General features: G+C 45.9%; 29 protein-coding genes and 1 pseudogene. 2 read left to right on the top strand and 28 right to left on the bottom strand.

Going from position 1 to position 20,310, the window contains the following annotated elements:
* Window positions 1–142: 142 nt before the first annotated feature.
* A complete protein-coding gene (locus AP057_RS09435; RefSeq protein ID WP_033016566.1) occupies window positions 143–835 on the top strand; it encodes a hypothetical protein in 693 nt (230 codons plus the stop codon).
* A 70-nt stretch (window positions 836–905) separates the two neighbouring features.
* Here the strand turns inward: AP057_RS09435 and AP057_RS17025 are convergent.
* The 4 genes and pseudogenes from AP057_RS17025 to AP057_RS09445 form a co-directional block, all read right to left on the bottom strand.
* Window positions 906–1,058: pseudogene (locus tag AP057_RS17025) on the bottom strand (sporulation protein YhbH); the annotation flags it as partial.
* 27 nt (window positions 1,059–1,085) lie between these two features.
* Complete coding sequence (locus AP057_RS17490; RefSeq protein WP_196762638.1) at window positions 1,086–1,259, bottom strand: hypothetical protein; 174 nt, start codon at window positions 1,257–1,259, stop codon at window positions 1,086–1,088.
* A 15-nt stretch (window positions 1,260–1,274) separates the two neighbouring features.
* Entirely contained in the window at window positions 1,275–1,958 is a 684-nt protein-coding gene (locus AP057_RS09440; RefSeq protein WP_235468534.1) for a hypothetical protein, read from the bottom strand.
* Complete coding sequence (locus AP057_RS09445; protein ID WP_055358609.1) at window positions 1,942–3,117, bottom strand: FtsK/SpoIIIE domain-containing protein; 1,176 nt, start codon at window positions 3,115–3,117, stop codon at window positions 1,942–1,944. Before AP057_RS09445 ends, AP057_RS09440 begins: the two co-directional genes overlap by 17 nt.
* Before the next feature lie 690 nt (window positions 3,118–3,807).
* On the opposite strand from AP057_RS09445, the gene AP057_RS09455 reads away from it, so the two are divergent.
* Complete coding sequence (locus AP057_RS09455) at window positions 3,808–4,026, top strand: helix-turn-helix transcriptional regulator (RefSeq protein WP_047752206.1); 219 nt, start codon at window positions 3,808–3,810, stop codon at window positions 4,024–4,026.
* An 8-nt stretch (window positions 4,027–4,034) separates the two neighbouring features.
* Here AP057_RS09455 and AP057_RS09460 read toward each other — a convergent pair whose 3' ends face one another.
* The 24 genes from AP057_RS09460 to AP057_RS17495 all read right to left on the bottom strand — a co-directional run bounded on the left by AP057_RS09460 (window position 4,035) and on the right by AP057_RS17495 (window position 20,298).
* Window positions 4,035–4,676, bottom strand: a complete 642-nt coding sequence (locus AP057_RS09460; protein ID WP_053004363.1) for a hypothetical protein — start codon at window positions 4,674–4,676, stop codon at window positions 4,035–4,037.
* 97 nt (window positions 4,677–4,773) lie between these two features.
* A complete protein-coding gene (locus tag AP057_RS09465) occupies window positions 4,774–5,442 on the bottom strand; it encodes an N-acetylmuramoyl-L-alanine amidase (RefSeq protein WP_055358611.1) in 669 nt (222 codons plus the stop codon).
* Entirely contained in the window at window positions 5,439–5,858 is a 420-nt protein-coding gene (locus AP057_RS09470) for a holin family protein (RefSeq protein ID WP_055358612.1), read from the bottom strand. Before AP057_RS09470 ends, AP057_RS09465 begins: the two co-directional genes overlap by 4 nt.
* A gap of 216 nt (window positions 5,859–6,074) precedes the next feature.
* A complete protein-coding gene (locus AP057_RS09475) occupies window positions 6,075–6,458 on the bottom strand; it encodes a hypothetical protein (protein WP_055358613.1) in 384 nt (127 codons plus the stop codon).
* A gap of 23 nt (window positions 6,459–6,481) precedes the next feature.
* Window positions 6,482–7,825 (bottom strand): pyocin knob domain-containing protein, encoded by a 1,344-nt coding sequence (locus AP057_RS17870; protein ID WP_235468536.1) that lies wholly within the window; start codon window positions 7,823–7,825, stop codon window positions 6,482–6,484.
* Window positions 7,826–7,830: 5 nt separating this feature from the next.
* Complete coding sequence (locus AP057_RS09485) at window positions 7,831–8,451, bottom strand: YmfQ family protein (RefSeq protein WP_055358614.1); 621 nt, start codon at window positions 8,449–8,451, stop codon at window positions 7,831–7,833.
* A gap of 70 nt (window positions 8,452–8,521) precedes the next feature.
* Complete coding sequence (locus AP057_RS17285) at window positions 8,522–9,061, bottom strand: hypothetical protein (RefSeq protein ID WP_161804325.1); 540 nt, start codon at window positions 9,059–9,061, stop codon at window positions 8,522–8,524.
* Window positions 9,062–9,073: 12 nt separating this feature from the next.
* Window positions 9,074–10,087, bottom strand: a complete 1,014-nt coding sequence (locus tag AP057_RS09495) for a DUF2793 domain-containing protein (protein ID WP_044741935.1) — start codon at window positions 10,085–10,087, stop codon at window positions 9,074–9,076.
* Window positions 10,088–10,091: 4 nt separating this feature from the next.
* A complete protein-coding gene (locus AP057_RS09500) occupies window positions 10,092–10,505 on the bottom strand; it encodes a hypothetical protein (RefSeq protein WP_047757576.1) in 414 nt (137 codons plus the stop codon).
* Window positions 10,483–11,547, bottom strand: a complete 1,065-nt coding sequence (locus tag AP057_RS09505; protein WP_055358615.1) for a baseplate J/gp47 family protein — start codon at window positions 11,545–11,547, stop codon at window positions 10,483–10,485. The genes AP057_RS09500 and AP057_RS09505 overlap by 23 nt, the downstream gene beginning before the upstream one ends.
* On the bottom strand, window positions 11,540–11,953 hold the full coding sequence (locus tag AP057_RS09510; RefSeq protein ID WP_033016788.1) for a DUF2634 domain-containing protein: 414 nt from the start codon (window positions 11,951–11,953) through the stop codon (window positions 11,540–11,542). Before AP057_RS09510 ends, AP057_RS09505 begins: the two co-directional genes overlap by 8 nt.
* Window positions 11,953–12,210, bottom strand: a complete 258-nt coding sequence (locus tag AP057_RS09515; protein ID WP_014194743.1) for a DUF2577 domain-containing protein — start codon at window positions 12,208–12,210, stop codon at window positions 11,953–11,955. Before AP057_RS09515 ends, AP057_RS09510 begins: the two co-directional genes overlap by 1 nt.
* 1 nt (window position 12,211) lies before the next feature.
* Entirely contained in the window at window positions 12,212–13,171 is a 960-nt protein-coding gene (locus AP057_RS09520) for a hypothetical protein (protein WP_014194742.1), read from the bottom strand.
* Window position 13,172: 1 nt separating this feature from the next.
* Window positions 13,173–13,850: a LysM peptidoglycan-binding domain-containing protein gene (locus AP057_RS09525; protein WP_055358616.1), complete on the bottom strand. Its 678-nt coding sequence runs from the start codon at window positions 13,848–13,850 to the stop codon at window positions 13,173–13,175.
* Complete coding sequence (locus AP057_RS09530) at window positions 13,847–16,105, bottom strand: tape measure protein (RefSeq protein WP_055358617.1); 2,259 nt, start codon at window positions 16,103–16,105, stop codon at window positions 13,847–13,849. The genes AP057_RS09525 and AP057_RS09530 overlap by 4 nt, the downstream gene beginning before the upstream one ends.
* Before the next feature lie 183 nt (window positions 16,106–16,288).
* A complete protein-coding gene (locus tag AP057_RS09535; RefSeq protein ID WP_014194739.1) occupies window positions 16,289–16,690 on the bottom strand; it encodes a hypothetical protein in 402 nt (133 codons plus the stop codon).
* An 11-nt stretch (window positions 16,691–16,701) separates the two neighbouring features.
* On the bottom strand, window positions 16,702–17,166 hold the full coding sequence (locus tag AP057_RS09540) for a phage tail tube protein (protein WP_014194738.1): 465 nt from the start codon (window positions 17,164–17,166) through the stop codon (window positions 16,702–16,704).
* An 18-nt stretch (window positions 17,167–17,184) separates the two neighbouring features.
* Entirely contained in the window at window positions 17,185–18,483 is a 1,299-nt protein-coding gene (locus AP057_RS09545; RefSeq protein WP_055358618.1) for a phage tail sheath C-terminal domain-containing protein, read from the bottom strand.
* Complete coding sequence (locus tag AP057_RS09550; protein ID WP_044741943.1) at window positions 18,483–18,665, bottom strand: hypothetical protein; 183 nt, start codon at window positions 18,663–18,665, stop codon at window positions 18,483–18,485. Before AP057_RS09550 ends, AP057_RS09545 begins: the two co-directional genes overlap by 1 nt.
* The gene (locus AP057_RS09555; RefSeq protein WP_055358619.1) at window positions 18,649–19,056 is read right to left on the bottom strand and encodes a DUF6838 family protein; all 408 of its coding nucleotides are present in this window, start codon (window positions 19,054–19,056) and stop codon (window positions 18,649–18,651) included. Before AP057_RS09555 ends, AP057_RS09550 begins: the two co-directional genes overlap by 17 nt.
* Window positions 19,046–19,444: an HK97 gp10 family phage protein gene (locus AP057_RS09560; RefSeq protein ID WP_044741945.1), complete on the bottom strand. Its 399-nt coding sequence runs from the start codon at window positions 19,442–19,444 to the stop codon at window positions 19,046–19,048. The genes AP057_RS09555 and AP057_RS09560 overlap by 11 nt, the downstream gene beginning before the upstream one ends.
* Entirely contained in the window at window positions 19,444–19,809 is a 366-nt protein-coding gene (locus tag AP057_RS09565; protein ID WP_055358620.1) for a hypothetical protein, read from the bottom strand. Before AP057_RS09565 ends, AP057_RS09560 begins: the two co-directional genes overlap by 1 nt.
* Before the next feature lies 1 nt (window position 19,810).
* A complete protein-coding gene (locus tag AP057_RS09570; RefSeq protein ID WP_033016781.1) occupies window positions 19,811–20,152 on the bottom strand; it encodes a hypothetical protein in 342 nt (113 codons plus the stop codon).
* Window positions 20,153–20,154: 2 nt separating this feature from the next.
* Entirely contained in the window at window positions 20,155–20,298 is a 144-nt protein-coding gene (locus tag AP057_RS17495; protein WP_014194731.1) for a hypothetical protein, read from the bottom strand.
* Between the last annotated feature and the right edge of the window lie 12 nt (window positions 20,299–20,310).

A 20,310-nucleotide genomic window follows, 5' to 3' on the forward strand; every position in this document is an offset into this window, starting at 1 on the left:
TTTGGCGCGGGGCGCATGTCGCCTTGCACACCAAACAACAAGCCAAAACGAACAAACAGAAAAAATAGGGAAACGAGTCTGTTTGTTTCCACCGTTTCAATTGGTATAATGGGGGGTATATGGAACGTAGGGAGGAATGAACATGATTCGATACTGGAAACTGTTGTTCTCTCTCGCTGTCGCCTTCGTCTTGCTGGTTGGCTGTGGAACGAAAGAGCACGAGACGACACAGGCGGCAAAGGAAGAGCAGACAGCCGCCGATCAAAAACCATCGTCTGATGCGCCGTCATCCAAGAACCCTTCTCCTTCGAAGGAAGCAAAAGAGCAAACATCAACGAAAAAGAACGAAGAAGAGCAACGAGCGGCAGGAGGAGGACAACCCGCTGCTTCACAACCGACCATTTCATTGTCCTACCAAGATGGAAACCAAACCGTCACGAAAACCGCAACGCTGCAAACAAGCAACAATCAGCATTTTTCCCTCTATGTTTTGGAAGGATGGACCCTTGACGCCGAAGAACCGGGCGCCGATGTCTTGCTTCATGGCGAAGCATTCGCCCGCATCCGCTTGCTTTCGGAGGGGGAAACAAACTACGAGCAACTAGCGCAAGAACATGCCCAAGCGGTTGACGCCAACGCCGCCCGCCAACAAACGAACGGATTGCCTAAGCCGTTCGCTGATGCCGTTTGGTACACTGCCCAAGCGGACGGTGTCACCGTTCATGTCATCGCCAGCGCCCAACCAGCGCCAATGCTATTGACCGTGCACGCTCCACGCAATGAAGACGTGCTTGGCGCCGTGCTCGCCATGGCGGCGACGCTGCAAAAGCAATAACTTATTTTAGGGAGGGCGATTGCCCTCCCTTTCCAAAAAGAAAAACCCCCTTTTTTCAGCTGCCAGAGGGTCAAACGAGCTGCTTGCTCTCTTCTTTGCGGAAAAATGTTTTCATCGCGTGGAACACATCTGATTTTTGCTTCAAAATATAATAGCGGAACTTTTCATCCTTAATATTGCGATACGCCGACATGAGTGTGGAATGGCGGTTGTACTGATACACTTATACACCCTATACACACCGGACGCGCTATCTATAATCCATCATATGCTCCAAGGCCTCTTCAAAAAACTCGCACGCTGCGACGATTCCCTCTGCAAAAGCCTGTTCCACAACATCCTCTGTTTCCATTTTAGCATATTCGTTCCGTTGGTCAGCGACAAAAGCGTGTAGAACCAGCAGTTTTACTATTAATTTATCCATCGCAGTTTCCCCTCCTCATTGATCCCGTAGTTTCAATCGCGCACCAGCAACCTTTATGTCAGAGTAGGACGACTGCGACTGTTGAGGCTGTTTCAATGACCGCAAGAACCCCAGAAACGACGGCGCCTGGAAAACCCGGAAAGGATATTGACGATTTAGAGCATACCTTGTATCCGAGAGGATAAGGATATATGGAAAGATCACCTTCCCCGCCGGCTGCCAAGGTTCTTCGGCGATCAGCCCGCTTTCGTATAGTGCGATATACCGGCTTAGTTTTTCCTCGATCATTTTTTCAGTGTAAAAAGTGCGTTGGCACTCGAGGAAAAACGGCGTCCGCTGATAGATAAAAAACGCGTCGGGTTCAGCCAGCCCTTTTCGATATTTCGGCTCGACGATAAACTGCTCGACCGATCCGATTGAAATAATTTCCCTGTACACCTTGACAATCTCGAGGTAGTGCGGGATTTTTTGCGAGTTCTTTTTGATGTTGCTGTCAGCGCAAAAATACACGTACGGAACAAATGCCGTGGATCGCTGTATATGCCCGTCGCGAACCAGCCGCAATAGGACATTATTGGCGCTTTCTTTTGGCCGTTTCAAGTCTCGAAAATGGATCTCCGCAATGTCGTCACGGCTCATTACCCGGAACCGTTGTAAATCAGCGATGATCGCTTTATCACGTTTAGTTAGTGTCATCATCTAACACCCCTAAAATCATTTCTTCACTGACATGATCCTGAGGGTCAGTCATATCCAAACCAGCTTGCAATACATTCCCACGGTCTGCCACTTTGTATGCCGCGAGAATCTTCTTCGCTCGTTCCATAGACAAAAACGGCGCCTGTATCTCCGTCAATCCTTCCCTTTTCAGCAGGAAACGGCCTCGCTGTTCAATGCTGATTTTTTCCGCCCCCGGCGTACCAATAATTTTTGCGTTTGATAAATCAGCAGTACGAAAACCCATCCGCACCGTTAAATTGGCCCGTATTTTTGTATCCAGTATGTCGTGACTCGGCCGTTGCATGGATAAAATCACAATTATATTGAGTGCCCGACCGATCGCTACAAGCTGAACCAACGTGTTCATGATATCTTTTTCGTCTTTCACAACGACTAGCTCATCGATACAAATGAGAATGATAGGGGGACGTTCCGAATCTGGTAAGTCACTTACGTGCGCTTGCTCTTTTTCATGGAGCAATTGACTGCGCCGGTTCATTTCGGCTTGGATAAATGAAAGCATCTTTTTTAATTGACCTGGCGTCGTGCAAACCGCCTTCACCTGACGGCAGCGTTTGAAAATATGAAACTCTGACATCTTCAAATCAGCGCAGTAAATATGGAGTTTACTATCATCGTAGTATTGAATAAGTGTTGTGAGGATTGAACGCAGCTGTGTCGATTTGCCGCTGCCGCTCTCGCCGGCGATAAGCAAATGCGGCTCTTGGATCGCATCATAGGCGATATATTGCCCATATCGATCCATTCCACAAATAATCGGAAGCGCTAACCCCTCAAGATGCGGTCTGATCTTTTTAAAGTTATAGGAAAGCTCATTGGGCAGTCCTCGATGATAAATGGTCAGTTTAAATCTTTTATAATCCCCCTCCAATTGAGCATGCTGGCCGAACACTTGCTGAAACACATATTCTTTCTTAAAAACCTCCTTCGGATCCATTCCGTTGATAAGAGTAAATACATATTCCGTATGATCGTTTCCAACTCTAACGCTATGAATCTTCGGAAACACCTTTAGCTCCCGCTCCCCACTCCGATAGGTCACGTACAATCCGGCCGCCTGAAATGCCTTTCGTAACTGAGACTTAGCCCGTTGTTTTTGCAGCCATTCTTTTATCACATCAAAGCCCTCCTAGACTAAAAAATAGCCACAATACAGCGCCGTAAACTGCAATCGGAAATACAACGCGGCCACAACCAGCTACTTTTTCAGCCACATCGGCCCTCCCCATCATGACTAGTCCTCGCTCTATAAACGCTGTCAACGTAATCGTACCGACCCCTGTCATGAGCAAGGCAAAGTCAGCGTCCTGGACAGGAAATAGATGATGCGGAGTAATGACCGGGAACAACGCCGGGACAACTACGCCTGTCTTCGCCCGTTTTCCAGCCGTCTGTTTTCCGCCCATGAATTCTCGAAACGGGATGGTTTCCGGTTGCCGTCTGAAAAGCACTCCTATCACCTCTTTTGTTTGTGGTTTTCTTTCCCCTCGCGCTCCCCTTCTCCTAACACACGCCGAATTTCTTGCCACACAAGGCATTTATCACGTACAAGTGCACTAAGGGAACAGTGTAGGAAAAGAGTTCAGAGCGAACATGGAACACTTTCGGAATCATGTTGAGAGAGTGATGCCGGGATGTCTGATACAGTGTAGGAGCAGTTTTGCTACTGTGGGGCTTTTGTGTTATTAGCCTATGTGACCCTGATTGTCCTTTTATCTTGTCCATCGAAAAAAATTCTGTCAGAGCTTATCCTTTGCGGAAGGATCGGAACGATTTCATGGCGAAATGAAAAATCGGAGGGGATTCGATGACCGGATATAAATGTATGTTAAAGGTGATCCTAGCCCAAGAGGGCATTAAACACGGAGAATTCGCTAAGAGGATCAATATTAGCCCTGGAACGCTAAGCGCCATCGTTAATGATAAGCAGCTACCATCGTTCGATGTGGCCTATGCAATCTGTGCGGAACTGAAGAGACCACTTGAGGAGATATGGATAAAAAAAGAGCCTACTCAAAGCGAGTAGGCTTATATCTATTTTACACTTCTGGCTAAATACTCTACTGGTACCCAGCCGCGCTGACCAGTTTTAATTATTTCAATCTTTGCATTGATGAAACCACGATCTACAACAGTAATGGGAGTGCCTTTTGGGGCAAAGACTACTTTACCCTCTAAAATCATTCTTTCTAAAGCCTCTTTATTATTTGCGGTAATGTATTTAAACATTTCCTCATAATTTGTTTTATCTTCCCCTAATGCAACGAAAACATCATCAGCTAATACACCGTTTTCCCCATCCATTAAAGGAGCATTATTTTTTGTTCCTTCCTTTTTAGCAGGCTCCTCTTTCTTTACCTCTGCTTTTTTCGGTTCTTCTTTTTTCTCTTTTGGTTGAGCTACAGCAGGCTTGGCTTCTTGCTTATGAGCTGTCTTTTCTGGCTTCTTTTCTTTTGGCTGCTCTTGCTTTGGTTCCTTCGCTGTTTCCTTTGGCGGCTCTGTCGTCATTCCAAATACAATGAATCCCACAAAAAATACTGCCAAAGCAATAAATGAGCGTTTAAATAGCGTTTTTGTTCCTTCTCTTTTTTTCGCAACCCCCGCAATGCCACGAACCAAATAAACAAGAAAAGCAACCATCGCAATAAGACTAATAACTAAAGCAACGTTGTCCATATTATCCCCCTTCTTTTTTATTCTCTCTGCCTATAATACCACTATTTTCCCTATTTTGTTTCAACAAAAATAAAAAAAGCCCTGCCAGTCGGCAGGGTTATTTTACGCGCAATTTTTGTCCGACATGAATCAAGTTAGGATTGCGAATCCTGTTCAGTTTTTGCAGCGCATCTACTGTTGTATTATGCTTTGCGGCGATTTGCGAAAGCGTGTCGCCTTTTTGGACGACATATACATCACCAGCACTCATCTTCAACTTCACGCGTTTTTTGAAGTTTTCAAATGCTTGTCCATTTTTGACCCACGGAGCCGGACAATTTTTATGCGTGATGTCGTAGTGCCGTACAATGTCTTTGAGCGGATCCAGTTTGAATTTTTTACATAGCTCCACGAATACATCTTCTGTGCGAGCGATTGTATCGGGATGAAACGTACCATCTTTCTCCACACACATTTCCACACTGATAGACAACAAGTTCGCGTTCGGTTTCAATTCTGGAACGCCGCGGTAAGTACCATCGTTCGCATGGTATGCCACTTCATCGAGAGGAATGATGTTAATTGCTTCGTTTTTATCAACGAAAATATGTGCCGACGCATATCGTTGCGCTTGGATAATGGTGCGATCAAAATATGTGAAATGATTGTCTGCCGATGCGCCTGGATTTGCCGTCCAATGTAAAACGAGTTTTTTCACGTCTTTCAGTTTTAGCCCCGGACGCGAATACTTGTTTACTCGGATGAACTTTTCTGCCCATACACTCATTGTGTATCATCTCCTTTTTGACTTTCACTTTTTAGTTGTGCAAAAACCTTCGAAACTTGCCCGGGAATAGACACACCCAAACGACCGAGATTTTCAATAAAACTGATGCCTTCATTACCGATTAAAAACATAATCATCGTATTGCGCATAAAATCGCCGCTCCCAGTCACCACATCCAGTTGGTTTGCTACAATGACAGCCAAGATCATCGCCATCTTTTTCATCAGTCCTCGAAACGCTGTTTTGGATGAAACTTCTTTTGTTCCAATAGCAACCATCAGACCTGAAATGTAGTCCACTGCCATCATGATTCCGAGTGCAATCGCAAGGTGATCCACCCCGCCAATTAAATAGGCGATAGCTGATGCGCTACCGCCTGTGATGGTTGTGTATAGCGTGTTTGTATTGTGCTTCATTTGCCTTCCTCGCTTTCTTTAAGGATAACAAGCACCCTCGGAAGTGTGCTTGTTGCGCATAATCGTCCGAATGTTCATTACTTCATGCTGTTAATTACTTGTGTTACGACGTCTTTTAGGTTGCTCAAGTTAGGCACTTGGTCAAGTGTATAAGTTCCTGCTAACACAAGACTTACCCAAACTTTTACTAACCCGCTGTTTTCAGTGAATACCATTTTACATACCTCCTGTCATTGTTGATAATAGCAGTGTCAATTCTGCTACTGCTTGTTGCGTTTCTTTTAGCTGTTCTGTAAGTGGTTTCTGATAAACCGGCTCTTGCGGCTCGGTTGCGTTCGGGTCGGGATAACTAAATTCAAGTTGTTTTGTTTCAGGATTTATACGATAAGCTGAACATATCCTAAAATCTTCTTCGTATTGTCCATATTCTAAATCAATATAATCAAATGAATCACGATTGCGTTTTGACAATTCTATATAAGTTTCTATATCTTCTTCTACTGTTGGCTTCGTACCAAAACTTTTATATTCTCCAGTGTCAACAATAATTTGACCGGTATTTTTATCGAAATATAATCTTCTTCCAATTAAGTTCAACATTTTAAATCCCTCTCTTATTTTTTTTATTCAAATGCTATCCAATCGTAATTTACTCCACCACCTTGTACAGGCAATCTAAAGTAAGCAGCATAATCGGTAACATTTGTCATTCTTAAACTTGCACCGGAAACACTACCGTAGTTAGATTTCGCACCAACCGCTGTAATTTTATAGTCATTTGGAAAACGACTATCGTATATACTGTGGTCAAACACATCGCCTGTTCTTTTCGCTAAAATGTAACTCGGAAAAAATCCTATTGCCGATATACTGAATGGAAGGTAAAAATAGCTAAAAGTATAACCATCAACTGACCTATAGAATGTTATTGGACTAGTGGAAGATGTTATAGTTCCTGTTGCAAATTTTTTTCCTATTGGAATACTTTTCACTCCTGAAACAAGTTCAGCGAATGTCGGAACTGCCCCAGCTTTAGTCACAGTTCCGCCTTTTGCAGTGATGGTGGACTCTAGCTGGGCTTTCCCATCACTTACAGATGTAAAAAGGTTTTCACTCCATGCACTCCATGTTCCGCCATCTCTTATACGCATATAAAAAGTAGGTTGTGTTCCTGTTAATTTAAAGGCTTTTTGTATTACATAGTTTGCAGAGTTAGTATGCCTAATAACTTCAACATAAAACCAACTAGCCGAACCATCAGGAGAATTTATGAGATTTTCTCCGTTATAAAAACCTGTATTCACCAAATTATTTAGATCTTGACCGGAAATTAATATAGCAGTACCATTATCGGCTGTTACTTTGTGTCTTTGCATACTATTCCAAGTGTCTTTTTCAGCTTGTGTGACGTGTTTAGTAGTATCAGCCGAATGCGCAACAACTGCATCATTCACCTGTTTCACCGCATTCGCCGTCGCCGCCTGTGTCGTTGATGTACTTGATACAGTATCGTTCAATTGAACAATCCCCGGCGCACTTGTGCTTGCGCTCGGCAATTGTGTCGTCGGCACTTTTGCACTCCCGTCAAGTGAAGCGACGCCGTTCGCCGCGCCTTTTTGGCTGGATGAAATCGCGTCTGTGATTCCGTACCCAGACAGCGTTGTCGGTTTATTCGTGACTTCCGCAAATGTATGGGTGTGCCCTGTTGGACTTGCTCCGACATCAGAGGAGGTGAGGGTGACAGCGCCGGTTTTTCCGTTGACACTCGTTACTGTATTCCGTTGTGCGCCCGACTCGATACCATCCAGTTTAACTTTGTCTGCCGCAGACATTCGCCCTGCTTCTGATACCGTAGCTAGCTTAGTCACTTCCACGTCCAAAATGTCAAAGTTTTGGTTCAAGTCATCAATGTTGACGACATCTGTGCCTTCAGGTTTCTTTAAACCTAAGTTCCCTGTGAGCTTCATCCCCTTCACGCTCCCTCATATACCTTGAGCTCGTTCCATGTCTTGCTTTTGGCTTGATTCCATGTGAGATTTTTAACCGCATTCCACACCGTGTATGTGTATTTGAAGCTGTACGCCAAATGCGCAGGCTTAATTTGTTCTAGCATTTCGATGAACCCTGCCATGTTTGGTGGAATGCCTTTTACGCCGACGAATTTGACCTCAAATCGATACTCGGATGGATATTCGATGACATCGACTTCGCCGCCACTGAATGCAGCCGCGGCGTTCTGAATCATCTGCTTTGTCGTGGTTCCGGCGCCACGAAGTTTCGCCTTGATTCGTTCCCTTCGCCACTCCGTCGGTTTGGTCGGATCCACTGCCAACCCAAGTTCTGATTCCCAAAGAGACAGGCCCCATGTAGCTGTTGTGGCAGAAAATTGGTTGGGAAGATTATCGATCTCTGACCAGAGCTTTCCAAGCTCTTCTCCTTCTGCGTTCATTATCTCTTCAAACTCCCGAATACCTCGATAGTAATTAGGAAGATATTGAAACAAATCAACCGATGTGGCTGGTGATGAATGTTCTTGCTGATCTGTGTGATCTGTGCCAAAGAGAGTCGCGCCGTATAACGTTTGACCGTACATCCATCACACCCCTTTCAGTTGATTCCAAGTGATCGGGCCTTTGGGCATAACATCAGCTTCTCGCGCCAACTTAACCCATCCCCCCCCATCCGCTCGACCTCGTTCCTCTTCTGATGTAGATGTCACCGTTGTCATCAAAGCCTACTTGATGAACAGCTCCTCCGCTATCGTCTGTCCAGCCGACCAGCGTTATGACTTTGCAATACGTTCCACTGCCTGGCATTCCGACCGTAGATCGATACTTAAATTCTGCCCTAATCTCCCTTGAGGTAAGATCTGTTGGAAGTAAATTAATGTTTCGGGTGTCATCAACCACCATTCTAGAATGATCGTGACTTGATGGCGGAAATGTTGTAGGCTTCCCCGTTACTCCTGTCCACGGCACGCTATCCGCCGTTTCTGCCGCGTCTACCTTCCCGTCGTAATCTGTATCATAGATGCTTTTCAACATGTCACCGACAGACTGAGCTGCCACAAGAAGCTGATTTCCGTTCGGTGTACCGATATACAACTTGTTTGTGTCTGTACAAAAACCTAATTCACCGACATCCAGTACAGGAAGTTGGGCTTCTGTTCCTCTCCTTATCTTAATCAATACTTGTCTTGGCATTATTCACCACTCCTAGAACGTTCCACCGTCAATGACAGCCACCATAAGCCGGTTTCCGTTCACTGAATCATAGACAATACTGCTCCCATCGATATTCACAGCTACTCCATTTGCATCCACCGTAATACCCCTATACGCCTTCACTTCCACCGTGTCCGCCAAGACATTGATTCCGTTTCCCGCGCCGACATGCAGAGTGACCGTATCGGCCTGACCACCACCCGTCAAACCGTTTCCGGCTGTGATCGTCTGCAACGCTCCGCCCGTGCGCACCCATGCCGTACCGTTCCAGCTATAAATCTTTTGTTCATCATCGACATAGCACGTCCATCCAGTTTGTGGTGTGTACAGATCCCATGCCGACCCATTCCATTCTGCAATTTTGTTGGTTTGACCCGACCATGCGCCGGTTGCGCCGGATGGGATGATGTATCGATCACCGACTGCCGGCGTAGTTGGCGGTGTAGTAGTGATGCGGTTTTTGACGCTGGCTTGCGGTTCGATATTGCGTTTTGCGAGTTCAATCTCGTTTCGGATTTTTTGCGCGCTCCACAGGTCTGTTGGTCCTGTGCCCGCATCGTTGATTTGACGGTGGATAGCAGCATTGTCGATATGGTCTCGGATTTGCGCTGCGGTGGCCGTTTTGGTGCCGTCTGACACTTTATTGACGCTTCCGCCTGTTACGTCTGCTTTTTTGATTTTTGCATAGTTCGTACCGTCCGCAATATCGTCAATGGTTCCGTTTAAATCCGTCAGGTTCTTTGTACTGATTCGTTGCCATGCCGTACCCAAGTCCAAATATAGATATCCGTCATCTGTCGCATAATAAAACCTTCCCTGCACTGACGCGTTAGGACGATTTGCCAACGTTCCGGACATTACACGTCCGACTAAAGTATTTATCGTACCGTCTCCAATATACACTTCTTTTGTGTCCGTACAAAATCCCATTTCCCCTTGTTGCAACGGACCGTATGCATCCAGTTGCGCCTTAGTTCCCCTTTTAATCCGTATGGTTTGGGGCATATTATCATCCCTCCCTCAAGAAAGTTCCTCCATCAATCATTCCATCGGTTTTGTATCGCTCTAATTCCGTTTGTGTGGCCGTGATTGCCTCCTGAAGCATATTCACATCATCAGCCTCAACCGTATCGCCTGGCGTTTCGTAAGATATATAGAGCTTTGGGGCGTTTGAAAATATCTTAATCATCGTTCGCCATGGCCGTTCAGACGGAACAGACAAAACAAACTGATCAATGCGATTCCCTGTCATTTTTGATCCCGTATACACACGGATTGTATCTTTCACCACGTTGTCATGCTTCAATTCGCCTTCGTAGACGCCATTGATCGGGATGACTTCTTCCTCAATAACATACCGGTTGCCGTCCAGCTTTTTATTTAACTTCGTTGAAAACCGATCAATCTGTTGAGGATACGCCAATTCCTACACCCCCCAGCGCAACCGTTCCGAGAATTGGCACCTCATCATCTTGCAACGCAACATTCGCCGTGCTTCCGTTCACAGTCAATTCACTGTAATCAATCACACCGGGCGTGCTTAGCAAAAGTGTCCCGATTTTCGCGTAGCTCACATAAGTCATAGAGAAAGCAATCTCTTTCAAATATTCATCGAGCGACGCTGCAAATGCATCTTGTACATTTTGCAGTGTATATCCCGATGCCAAAATGACGTTTGCCGAAACGCTGATCGGTTTGCCCGTCGCCGAAGTAACCGTTACAGCCGCGCCAATGGGCCGCACTTGTTCGATATACTCCTGCACTTGAGCAACCAATTCAGTGGTCGCTGGCTGCATGTCTGTGTTGACGATAGTAATTTTGACAGTGCCAGGGCCGTTCCAAAGAGGAGTCACTCTTGCCGAACCCACTCCAGCCACTTCTGTCGCCCATCGCTTATAATCCGCCGCATTTCCACTCGTTCCGGGCTCCCGTACCTTCTGCAAAAAACGTTTTCGAAGGGAGTCATCACTTTCTTCATCCTCACCCGGAACGAGGACATCTGCTAGTATCGCTGTTCCTAGTCCGTCAATCGGTTCGATCGGAAGCAGACTCCCAAACTCTTGATTGCCCGCGCTTCCTAATGTTTCTGCTTGCATACGGAACTGACCGTTGGCAATTTTTCCGATAGCGACATAGACCATGTCATTGAGCCGGAATCGACTCCCGATCGGAACGTCAAATGGCACGCCCTCCTCATCCGTGAACACTCCTTTTCGAATGGCCGGCGTCGCTTGTTTTCTATACACACCAAAGTCCGCTGCACGTCGATCCAAATATTCACCCGTCGAGGTTTCTCCGAACGCAAGACGCAAAACAACGTCCAGTTCTGCATACATCTGCGCCAATTCCATCGCAGCCGGTGCTAACGCATCATAGATGACAGAACCTTCTTGTTTATCAACATCGTCAGGAACTCGATCAAGCATCCTCTGCAAAATTGCCTCAAACGTTTGGTCCTCAAACAATACTGCTCACCTCTTTGGACGCCTCTATCTTTCCATAGACAGTTCGGCAAACAAACGTGGCGATAGCTGAATCCGCCTGGAACTGAATGCTGATGTCTTCGACTGCTAGGATGCGCGCGTCTTGAAGCACCGCTTCTTCGATTCTCCGAGGCAATTCTGCTTGGACAAACAATCTTTCTTTGCCACTTAGATTTTCAAAGCCGTAATCATCGCTATAAATTAAATGCTTGAATCGTTCGGTGCTCAACATTTTGAAAATCGATTGCTTGATAGCTTCCAACCCGTCAATCATTCCGATGCACCGGCCTCTCTCAAAGTCGAGACGATACGTTTTGGTAGGAAAGACGGAAGTATCGACGATATCTGTATCATCCATCAAAATATCTTCAGAAGGTAATACTGCCATCACTTCACCACCTTATCTAAAACCACAAATTGCTGGCCTCCTTGAACGCGAAGCAGGATTACTTTATCGCCGCCTTTTAGATTTGCTTGTTCCGCCTGCTCCGTAACAACCAAAAATTCTTCCGTCAGTTTCAATCGCTGATGTATTTGAATCGCAAGAGGGCTTTCGGATACAACCGTGCCAAACAACACATTAACTGGATTAGTCGCTTCCACAGCTTTCACAGCAACTGTTTTAATTAAATCTATCAAGCTCATCTCAAATCACCTTCAAATCTAATTGCATCGTGTGCACGCCGCCTTCCCAGTTGTGCGTGCATTCGTCAACGAGAAAATATTGCTTGATGCCGATCTTTTCGATGTACACAAACACAAAACAACCGGCGCGCACTTTCCAATGGCCGAGGCAGGTGAGTTTCAATGATTTCGTTTCACGGTTACGCAACTTGATTAACTTGTCCAACAAGTCTTTGATTTGCGCGGCCGTCATCCTTTCATCGACTTTGCGAAATTCTTGCAATCGTCCCCATTTAGCAATGTTCGCGCTGTCTTGGGCAATATAGACCTCGCGTTTTCCTGTTTTTTTGTTGTCTTGCACGATCTTGATACGATTGTACGTTTCCTCGTCGATTGACTTTTTATAGTCGAAATCAAAAAGCAGACTCTCTTCCCCAATGTAGAAGTCGTCTGCTCGAATGGCCATGTTATTGATATTTCGCAGTTCCAGTTTCCCAAAATGATCGAACAGTACATAGTTCCTGTTCGTTGCAATCAACGTTGAATCTAAAAACTTTGCCACCACATCGAGCGCTTTTTTGTTGTCTTCGACCATCGCTGGCACTTTGTATCCCGTTTCTTCAAACGTTCCAATTTTCAATCCTGCATCGGTTGCAATTTTCCTAATGCCGGCCGTGGCCGTTGTTGAAGAAAAGACAAAGGTGTCGTTGTACATCAAATATCGAAGCTGATCATACGCCTTAACACTAAAATCACTATCCGCATTGAATCCTGTTTCAAACACATAGCCGTAGAAAATCTTGTATGATCCGTCGGTGACACGAATCACGGCTCCACTATTGATGGAAAACTTACGCGGATCCTCTATCACCAACTTTGCTTCCAAGGTGCCGGCTTTCCCGATCCGGCTGGTTGTCCATTTTAAGCTGGCAACGGGCATGTCCCATATGGTTCCGTCTCGATTATCGATGAACACTTCCATTTCATTTCACCCAGTCTGGCGGGATCTTTAGCACTAAGCCGATAGGCAATCGACGCAATTGGCTGTCTTTGATATGGTTTAATTTTTGCAATTCCGTGTATCTGCTTCCTTTCCCTGTGTAATATTGCGCCACCTTCCATAAACTATCCCCTTTTTTCAAAGTGTACGTTGTCGGTTTAGGTTTCGTGTTTTGACGAGTTGGGGCGGTTTTCTTTACTACTTTCTTGGCAGGTGACGTCTTTGATTTCACCACTTGTGCTTTTTTCGGATGAAACGGAACAAATTGCTTTAGTTCCAACGAAAAATTGACATCCTCGCTCCCAAAAGACTCGTCGTACTCAAACCGTTCAATGGTCACCAACTCATTAATCGTAAACGGCCCATTGACATAAATATATCGAACGGGCTGTTTGTGATTCAGCCACTTTTCCAACAAACGAATATAATCCTTCGGCTTTTTAAAGACCGTCGCTGAATAGTGCGTCGGTTGTGCTGGGAAGTAGGACTCCAGAGTAAAACTTTTCAGCTTTGCTGGCTTCGGGACATTCACTTTCCCTAACGAGGCAATCGTAAATTCTTCTCCGTCCCCTTCTTCCTTCACATTCACCTTTTCGGGGTTAACCGGGAGACGGAAGAATTCCCGGTCATTCACGACAAAATATATGGCTCTTTCCGTCATGAGTACGCCCCTTCCGCCGACCGTGCGATTTCATTTGACATGAGCTGTTCAATACGTCGGATCAACTTGTTAATGTCGACTTCGCTGCGAATATCGCCGGTTTGAACTTGGACAGTCGGCGTTAGTGTGATGAAGTTCTGAATCGACTTGATTGTCGCCAACTCTTTGAACACTTCTAAATCTTCCTCAGCAATATTCACCTCATCATCAATCTTCCCAACCTTTCCGACCTTATCCAGTTTGCCGCCGGTCGGGTTTTTGCCTTTATCATTTCCAATGGGATTTTTCATGCCAGGGCTGTTGGTAATTTGATTACCAAGCGCTTGGGACGGAAAGGATTTGAACGGATTACCTGTTTTCCCATTCGGAATTAGGCTTTTCGCTTTATCCCACACTCCTGCCAGCTTATCTGATACGTTTTTGCTGAAGTTGATACCGGCTTTATTCCCCGCGTCAAACGCTTTGGGAAGGCTGAGCAAATTCATCCGTGGAATACTAACCACATTTTTGCTGCTTGTCGGCGCTTGAAGATTTGCTGCCCAGCTTTTCAATCCACCGGAGATGTTGCTTACCGATCCGGCACTCAGTTTGCCGATCGTTCCGATGTTCACGCCTGGTATCATGTTCAGAGCTTTAATCAGACCGTTAATGGCTCCAATCGCAATATTTGCGCCAGCTACAAAAGCACGAGCCAACGCATTGGCCGCACGATCAAAAGACCCGGCGAGCGCCGCCATGTTGTCGATCACCATTTTGGCTAAATCGTAGAACAACTTTTTAACGGCGTATGTCGGATCGATAAACACGTTGGCCAGGAACTCAGCAAACGTTGCAAACAGATTCCACCAATTCGCAACACTGTTCCAAATATAAGCCCCCAACGCAGCAAACAGCCCTGTAATAAACCCAATTACCGCAGCCGTTTGATCCGCCCAAGTTACCGTCGCATAAATGACCAAAGCGAGTAGTGCAATAATCCCCAGCAATACCCACGTGGCTGGGGAGCTAAGCATAGCTGCATCGTATACCCATTTTGCGGCTGCTGCCATGAGGGTAGCTGTTCGCACTATCAACCATTTCGCTGCAAGGCCGAGTAAAATGAGACCAATTCCGGTCAAGAGTGACCCGATGACTACTAAAATCGGTGCAATCCACGCCCAATTTTCTTCAAAAAACCGTCCAACGGCACCAACCATTCGATAGAAAAACTCCAGCGCATCAAAAGCAAGATCCATGCCTTTAATAAACACGTTGACAAAAAACATCGCATGTTCCGCCATCGTAGCGAACGCATCAGAGTTCACGAACTGGTTAAACCGAATCAGCAACGGTTCAAATGCGCGGAACGCCCAGTTTTTGAACATGGTCATCGCATCGGAGAAGGTTAAAGGCATGTTTTTAAATTTTTTCTCGATCTCATCCGCAGCCTTAAACAGGGCATTTTTGATAATATCCGCCGTAATCGTTCCTTCGGCTGACATTTCCTTGAGTTGTCCCTTTGTTTTTCCAGTGAAATCCGCAATTGCTTGGGCGAGCAACGGCGCATTTTCCATGATGGAACGGAATTCATCACCTTGCAGTTTTCCAGCCGCCATCGCTTGCGTGAGCTGATACATACCGGCTTGCCGTTCAAAAGTGGACGCACCCGACACCGTAAACGCTTTGCCCATCAATTCAGAGAATCGGATGATTTCATCATTATTTTTGAACGCATCCTCTGCCAGTAGCCCAAGTTTTGAAACGGAGTTGGCCATATCGATATAGCCGCTTCGACTTTTCTGCGCCGCTCGATAAATCTTCTCTTGAAGTTGCGCTTGTGTTTGCAAACCGTCATTGATATTCGCTAAACGGGCTGATGTAGAAACATACGTATCCGACGCTTCTACAAATGTTTTCGCTCCTTGTTTGATCGCCTCCAATGCCATATAAGCTGCCGCCGAACCAGCAAAAGCACTAAAGAATCCTCTGACGGCGCTAGTTGCTTGATGAATAGGGGGAGGCAAGCTGGAAAATTTGGACTGAAGCGGGGTTAAAGCATCGGCCGATTGTTTAGACGCCAAAACTAGACGTTCTAAATCGGCCGATGCGTTTGTAATCGCTTTTCGCGCTTTCGCTAATCCTTTCGTATCTAATTGAGTCGCGCTCGCATCCATCTTTTCCATGACGCGAATGGTTGCATCCATCGCACGAATCATTTTCATCAGAGGTCCTGTCAATTTGTCGTTTAACGCTAACGTTGTTTGCACTCCAGCCATTCGCTCACCCCCTCACCTTTTGTTTTATTCGATCGTGTTCTTCCTTCTCTTTCTTCAACTCGATTTGAATGCTCGCAATGACAAACGCTTTTTCTTTTCGATCCATTTCTAAAAATTCCCGTGGTCGCCAATGAAAACGGTGGAGAGCGACATGCGCATAGAACGCCTCTCCACCTTCCTCAATTAGTTTTTTGCCTCTTCGACCTCTTCGTCCATCGTTTTATCTAATCCTGAAATTTCCGTTACCTTCTCAAGAATTTGGTTTGCTTCTCCTAAAAGAAACATTTCGGCAAATAGCTTGTCCGCACCTAGCACACCATAGGATTCTTGTAGCTCACGGTCATTTAAATCTGGGTACACAATCGACGCCACGCAAATTTCACGATTGTATCTCACCACATCAAAAACGCGCTCCATTTTGCCGCCTTTACCTGGGCGAAATTTGAAACAACGCTCGTTGATGGCATCAGCTTCACCCGCAGTCAACGGACGTAAAACGAGTGGTTCGTCAAAACGATCCAGTTTCAGCTCTACATTTTCGTATGGCTTCGCATTCCCTTTTAAAAACGCCTTAAACTTGCTCATATATGTCCTCCTTAATTAATGGTTTTGAATTGGTCTAGCAAATCGAAGTCATCAAATGTGAATGACACTTCGTCTTTCAACACATCATCTGAATCTCCGTCCAACTTGGCAATGAGTGTGCTGTCCGGCACAATATTTTTGATGATTGCTGTTTGCTTGCCGGCTGCGCTCGTAATATCTGCATTTACCAACATCGCATCGAACATTGGCGCTTTTCCTGTCCGCAAATATTCCAATGCCATGGCACGAATTTCTGGGCGGTGGTAGTAATACGTCATATTTCCTTTTCCGTTTGCTCCAACGATTTTGCTGCCGTTCATACGTGCACCGACACGTTTGACGTCAGCCTTGATATACTCAATGGTCGCGTCAAACTTTACAATCTCTGCAAACTCATATGACTTCCCGTCAATCGTAATATATAGCGTCCCTTCTTTCGAAGAAATGGCGTCTTTCGATTCCATTACACGCGGCATATCGATCACCTCCGTTGATTACTTGCATGCAATCGTCATGTAGAGCTTTTCCATGGCATCGACGAATTTCAGTCCTGCATTGACCAACACAGCATTTTTTTCATCGCCCTGTTCAACTACAATTTCATCTGGATTATATGGCTCTAAAGCCCCAACTCGCACGAGAGGATCTAACACGCTTTTCATGATCTCTTTTTTGAACAAATTCCGCCCATCTTCGTTGTTGTTCACTTTTCCGATGAAATACTTAGAGTAGATATACTGCGTATTATCCGAAACGATATCCATTTCGCGAATGATTTTATTTTTGCGAAAATCTTGATTTTTGGTCGGTGTGAAGGAACGGAACGTATTGATGTCTTGTTCCACCACTACCGAGTCCCGATTGAATGTATAGACGATATGGCCATCTTTCAACGCTTGCTCGATTTCCTCATGAGTTTTGCGCTCGCAGTCCACCGCTCCTGGATACTCAGCATATGTCAGCGAGCTTGTTCCGGCACTCGCGTACGCCGCCGCATACCAATACAACGCATCTTTTGCCGATAGCTGCTCGTTTCCCTCAAGCGTGACACCATTGAGAACAGACACCACACCTTCATGGTCAGCAGCATTGTAGCTGTTCGTAACGAGCGTCACGTTTTTTCCGTAATTCTTGCGCCATTCTTTTACTTTGAGCGCCAGCAGCGCTTTCACTGTTGGATCGTCCGTACCAACCGCGACCACCTTGAAATCTTGGGTATCAAGACCTGCCGCAAATTCCGCATAGGCATCATTGGTTGCAATCCCTGTGGTTCCGCCAGACAGTGTCAATGTGATATCGGATGTGGGCAACTGACCGCTAAACGTCACAAACGGATTTGGTTGTAAGTCGGCGATGGTAGCTACCGTTTGTGTGTCAACGATATCCCCGTCAAAATATGTTTTCACCGTCGCCGTGCCGTCTAAATTCGCCGTCACTACTACCGATAGTTTGTTGCCATCAGAGCCGGCGTGCTTGGCGGTCGCTGTCAATCCTCCACCCGTTGCCGCGGCTTTATTCCCCCCGCTATTCAAGTTAAAAATCAGTACTTGACTGGTTGCCTTGAACGCTTCACGGAGTGGAACGATTTCGTTCAAATTCTTCCCTAACACTTCTTTAAATTTGGTGTTCGGCGTGACCTTTACGAACTTTCTCGCTTCGCCCCAATCTAATTTGATGGGAATGGCCACAACCGTATTGGAGTCCGGCGTCGTTGTGTTCAGGCTGTTCGTTTCAAAATTGATATACGCGCCAGGACGAATTTTGTTTTGCGTCTTCCATGTACCTCCTGCCATTATTGAACCTCCTTCGCTTTCCATTCGCTTAACAGTGAGTCGACTTCTTCTTTCGTGTACGTTTTCGCATCATCTAAAAGAACCTCAAGCAACCATCGATCTTTCCCATATTCCGTCGCGTTCATAAAAGCCGATTTTCCATATCGTGCCTCTGACGTGCTTTTTTCAGTTTGTCGTGCCAACTTCCACCCCTCCTAACGTCTGCATCTTTGTTTCGTCCGTCTTCTCTTGAAGCCGTACAGAAACAGCAAATGTAATGACAAGCACATCATCCTCTTTTGTCCCTTCTAGCCGATGCACATGATAGCGATTGGCGATGTATTGGAATTCGTTCTGGAACGTCTCAAATACATCGTCGCATTCCGCATCGATTTCGGTCGATTGTGGGAAATAAACCACATTAAACGAGTAGGACCGCCACACTTGCCTTTTGATTTTTCGTTCCTGATCAGACTGAATGATACGCACAAGAAAAGCAGGAGTTTGAAGCCCCTGCTTAATTTTCTCGTCGTATACTTTGACATTTCCAAACACTTGTTTAATTTGTTGAATGATGAGTGTTTTAATCTCCAAAGATCCGCCTCATCTCCTTTTCGATCTCCCGTTGCCACATGTTCGGGGCGATTCGGCGCATGTCATCCATCGTTAGCTTCAACATAAACCGTCCTTCTACCCACCCGACGGTCTGTCCAGCCACCACGATACGATGTCCGTTTTCCACAAACGATGCATATTCTGCCTGGTTGTAAATGTGAATATATATCGTATCACCCTTGCTCATCACATAATACTTCCAGTTGTTTCGCAAGTTTCCGGTATCAACGGGCGTTAGTTTTTTCACCTTTCGAATGGCTAGCTGTGCGATGCGTCCGGCCACTCTCATTTGCACTTGATGAGCGATTTTATTCAGCTCCACCAACTGCTGTTTTAGCACTCGAACTTCACTAAACTCATAGCCCATTATGCATACCCCTTTCTGATGAGCAACACCTCCTGGTGGGTAACATACACAAACGGTTCTTTGGCCGACTCATATCGAACGCCATCGATGATAAATATATCGCCGGCGCGTACGTCAACGTCGCCGGATAACAAGACTTTGACATCATACTGAATGATGTTGGCTTCGCCTTGCGATGCGTTATTGAGCGTCTGCATGCCAACAGTTGAAAGGCGACAAGGCACGTTTTCGTGCTTTGTCGCCCACTGCATTCCGTCGGCGCCATTTGGCTTCTGATACGGTTCGTATCGTTGGATGGTAGCTGTTCGGTCATACAGCCGTTCGACCGCGGATTTGGCTTTGAGAAAGATGTCACGAACCGACATGCTACCACCTCATTTTCCGATAGCGATACAGCTGCGCTTGATAAGAGTGAAGAATAGCTTCGGTGATCTTTTCGCCCTGGCTTTTTTCAGGTGTATCAAACGTTACCTGCACGTCGCCTTCCTTGATAGATTTGACCGCGGGCTCAGACTCAGGGGCGCTTTTTTGCTCCAAACGGATCAGGTCGACAACCATATTAGCGTGCACATACTGCAACTCTTCTGGAATATCGTCACGATTGCAAAAAGTTTTAATCGCTTGCCCCACTTCTTCAATGTACATGGCCAAGCGATCATCTGACGGTGGATTGTCGAGCTTGGCTTTGACAATATCAAGCACCGTCATTGTTATTCAGCTGCCCTTTCCGATTTCTTCGCCTGCTTCTTTACTTCTTCCTCCACCACTTCTTCGTACCCCGCCTTTTTAAAGGCAGCTTCCTGCACGTCATTATGCGCGATCAAAATGTCCTCGCCCTTTTTAAACTTCTTCATCGCTTGTCACCC

The organism is Geobacillus sp. Sah69 (genome assembly GCF_001414205.1).
Classification (GTDB): Bacteria; Bacillota; Bacilli; order Bacillales; family Anoxybacillaceae; genus Geobacillus; species Geobacillus stearothermophilus.

What these genes read in the sequence shown, in the direction of transcription:
- AP057_RS17285 (WP_161804325.1), bottom strand. Translation starts at nt 9,061, where the DNA reads ATGCCAAGACAAGTATTGATTAAGATAAGGAGAGGAACAGAAGCCCAA.
- AP057_RS09510 (WP_033016788.1), bottom strand. Translation starts at nt 11,953, where the DNA reads ATGGCAGTATTACCTTCTGAAGATATTTTGATGGATGATACAGATATC.
- AP057_RS09455 (WP_047752206.1), top strand. Translation starts at nt 3,808, where the DNA reads ATGACCGGATATAAATGTATGTTAAAGGTGATCCTAGCCCAAGAGGGC.
- AP057_RS09520 (WP_014194742.1), bottom strand. Translation starts at nt 13,171, where the DNA reads ATGGAAGTGTTCATCGATAATCGAGACGGAACCATATGGGACATGCCC.
- AP057_RS09465 (WP_055358611.1), bottom strand. Translation starts at nt 5,442, where the DNA reads ATGAGTGTATGGGCAGAAAAGTTCATCCGAGTAAACAAGTATTCGCGT.
- AP057_RS09545 (WP_055358618.1), bottom strand. Translation starts at nt 18,483, where the DNA reads ATGGCAGGAGGTACATGGAAGACGCAAAACAAAATTCGTCCTGGCGCG.
- AP057_RS09535 (WP_014194739.1), bottom strand. Translation starts at nt 16,690, where the DNA reads ATGAGCAAGTTTAAGGCGTTTTTAAAAGGGAATGCGAAGCCATACGAA.
- AP057_RS09530 (WP_055358617.1), bottom strand. Translation starts at nt 16,105, where the DNA reads ATGGCTGGAGTGCAAACAACGTTAGCGTTAAACGACAAATTGACAGGA.
- AP057_RS09435 (WP_033016566.1), top strand. Translation starts at nt 143, where the DNA reads ATGATTCGATACTGGAAACTGTTGTTCTCTCTCGCTGTCGCCTTCGTC.
- AP057_RS09485 (WP_055358614.1), bottom strand. Translation starts at nt 8,451, where the DNA reads ATGTACGGTCAAACGTTATACGGCGCGACTCTCTTTGGCACAGATCAC.
- AP057_RS17495 (WP_014194731.1), bottom strand. Translation starts at nt 20,298, where the DNA reads ATGAAGAAGTTTAAAAAGGGCGAGGACATTTTGATCGCGCATAATGAC.
- AP057_RS17490 (WP_196762638.1), bottom strand. Translation starts at nt 1,259, where the DNA reads ATGGATAAATTAATAGTAAAACTGCTGGTTCTACACGCTTTTGTCGCT.
- AP057_RS09515 (WP_014194743.1), bottom strand. Translation starts at nt 12,210, where the DNA reads ATGAGCTTGATAGATTTAATTAAAACAGTTGCTGTGAAAGCTGTGGAA.
- AP057_RS09495 (WP_044741935.1), bottom strand. Translation starts at nt 10,087, where the DNA reads ATGCCCCAAACCATACGGATTAAAAGGGGAACTAAGGCGCAACTGGAT.
- AP057_RS09565 (WP_055358620.1), bottom strand. Translation starts at nt 19,809, where the DNA reads ATGTCGGTTCGTGACATCTTTCTCAAAGCCAAATCCGCGGTCGAACGG.
- AP057_RS09570 (WP_033016781.1), bottom strand. Translation starts at nt 20,152, where the DNA reads ATGACGGTGCTTGATATTGTCAAAGCCAAGCTCGACAATCCACCGTCA.
- AP057_RS09470 (WP_055358612.1), bottom strand. Translation starts at nt 5,858, where the DNA reads ATGAAGCACAATACAAACACGCTATACACAACCATCACAGGCGGTAGC.
- AP057_RS09460 (WP_053004363.1), bottom strand. Translation starts at nt 4,676, where the DNA reads ATGGACAACGTTGCTTTAGTTATTAGTCTTATTGCGATGGTTGCTTTT.
- AP057_RS17870 (WP_235468536.1), bottom strand. Translation starts at nt 7,825, where the DNA reads ATGAAGCTCACAGGGAACTTAGGTTTAAAGAAACCTGAAGGCACAGAT.
- AP057_RS09475 (WP_055358613.1), bottom strand. Translation starts at nt 6,458, where the DNA reads ATGTTGAACTTAATTGGAAGAAGATTATATTTCGATAAAAATACCGGT.
- AP057_RS09540 (WP_014194738.1), bottom strand. Translation starts at nt 17,166, where the DNA reads ATGCCGCGTGTAATGGAATCGAAAGACGCCATTTCTTCGAAAGAAGGG.
- AP057_RS09525 (WP_055358616.1), bottom strand. Translation starts at nt 13,850, where the DNA reads ATGACGGAAAGAGCCATATATTTTGTCGTGAATGACCGGGAATTCTTC.
- AP057_RS09440 (WP_235468534.1), bottom strand. Translation starts at nt 1,958, where the DNA reads ATGATGACACTAACTAAACGTGATAAAGCGATCATCGCTGATTTACAA.
- AP057_RS09560 (WP_044741945.1), bottom strand. Translation starts at nt 19,444, where the DNA reads ATGGGCTATGAGTTTAGTGAAGTTCGAGTGCTAAAACAGCAGTTGGTG.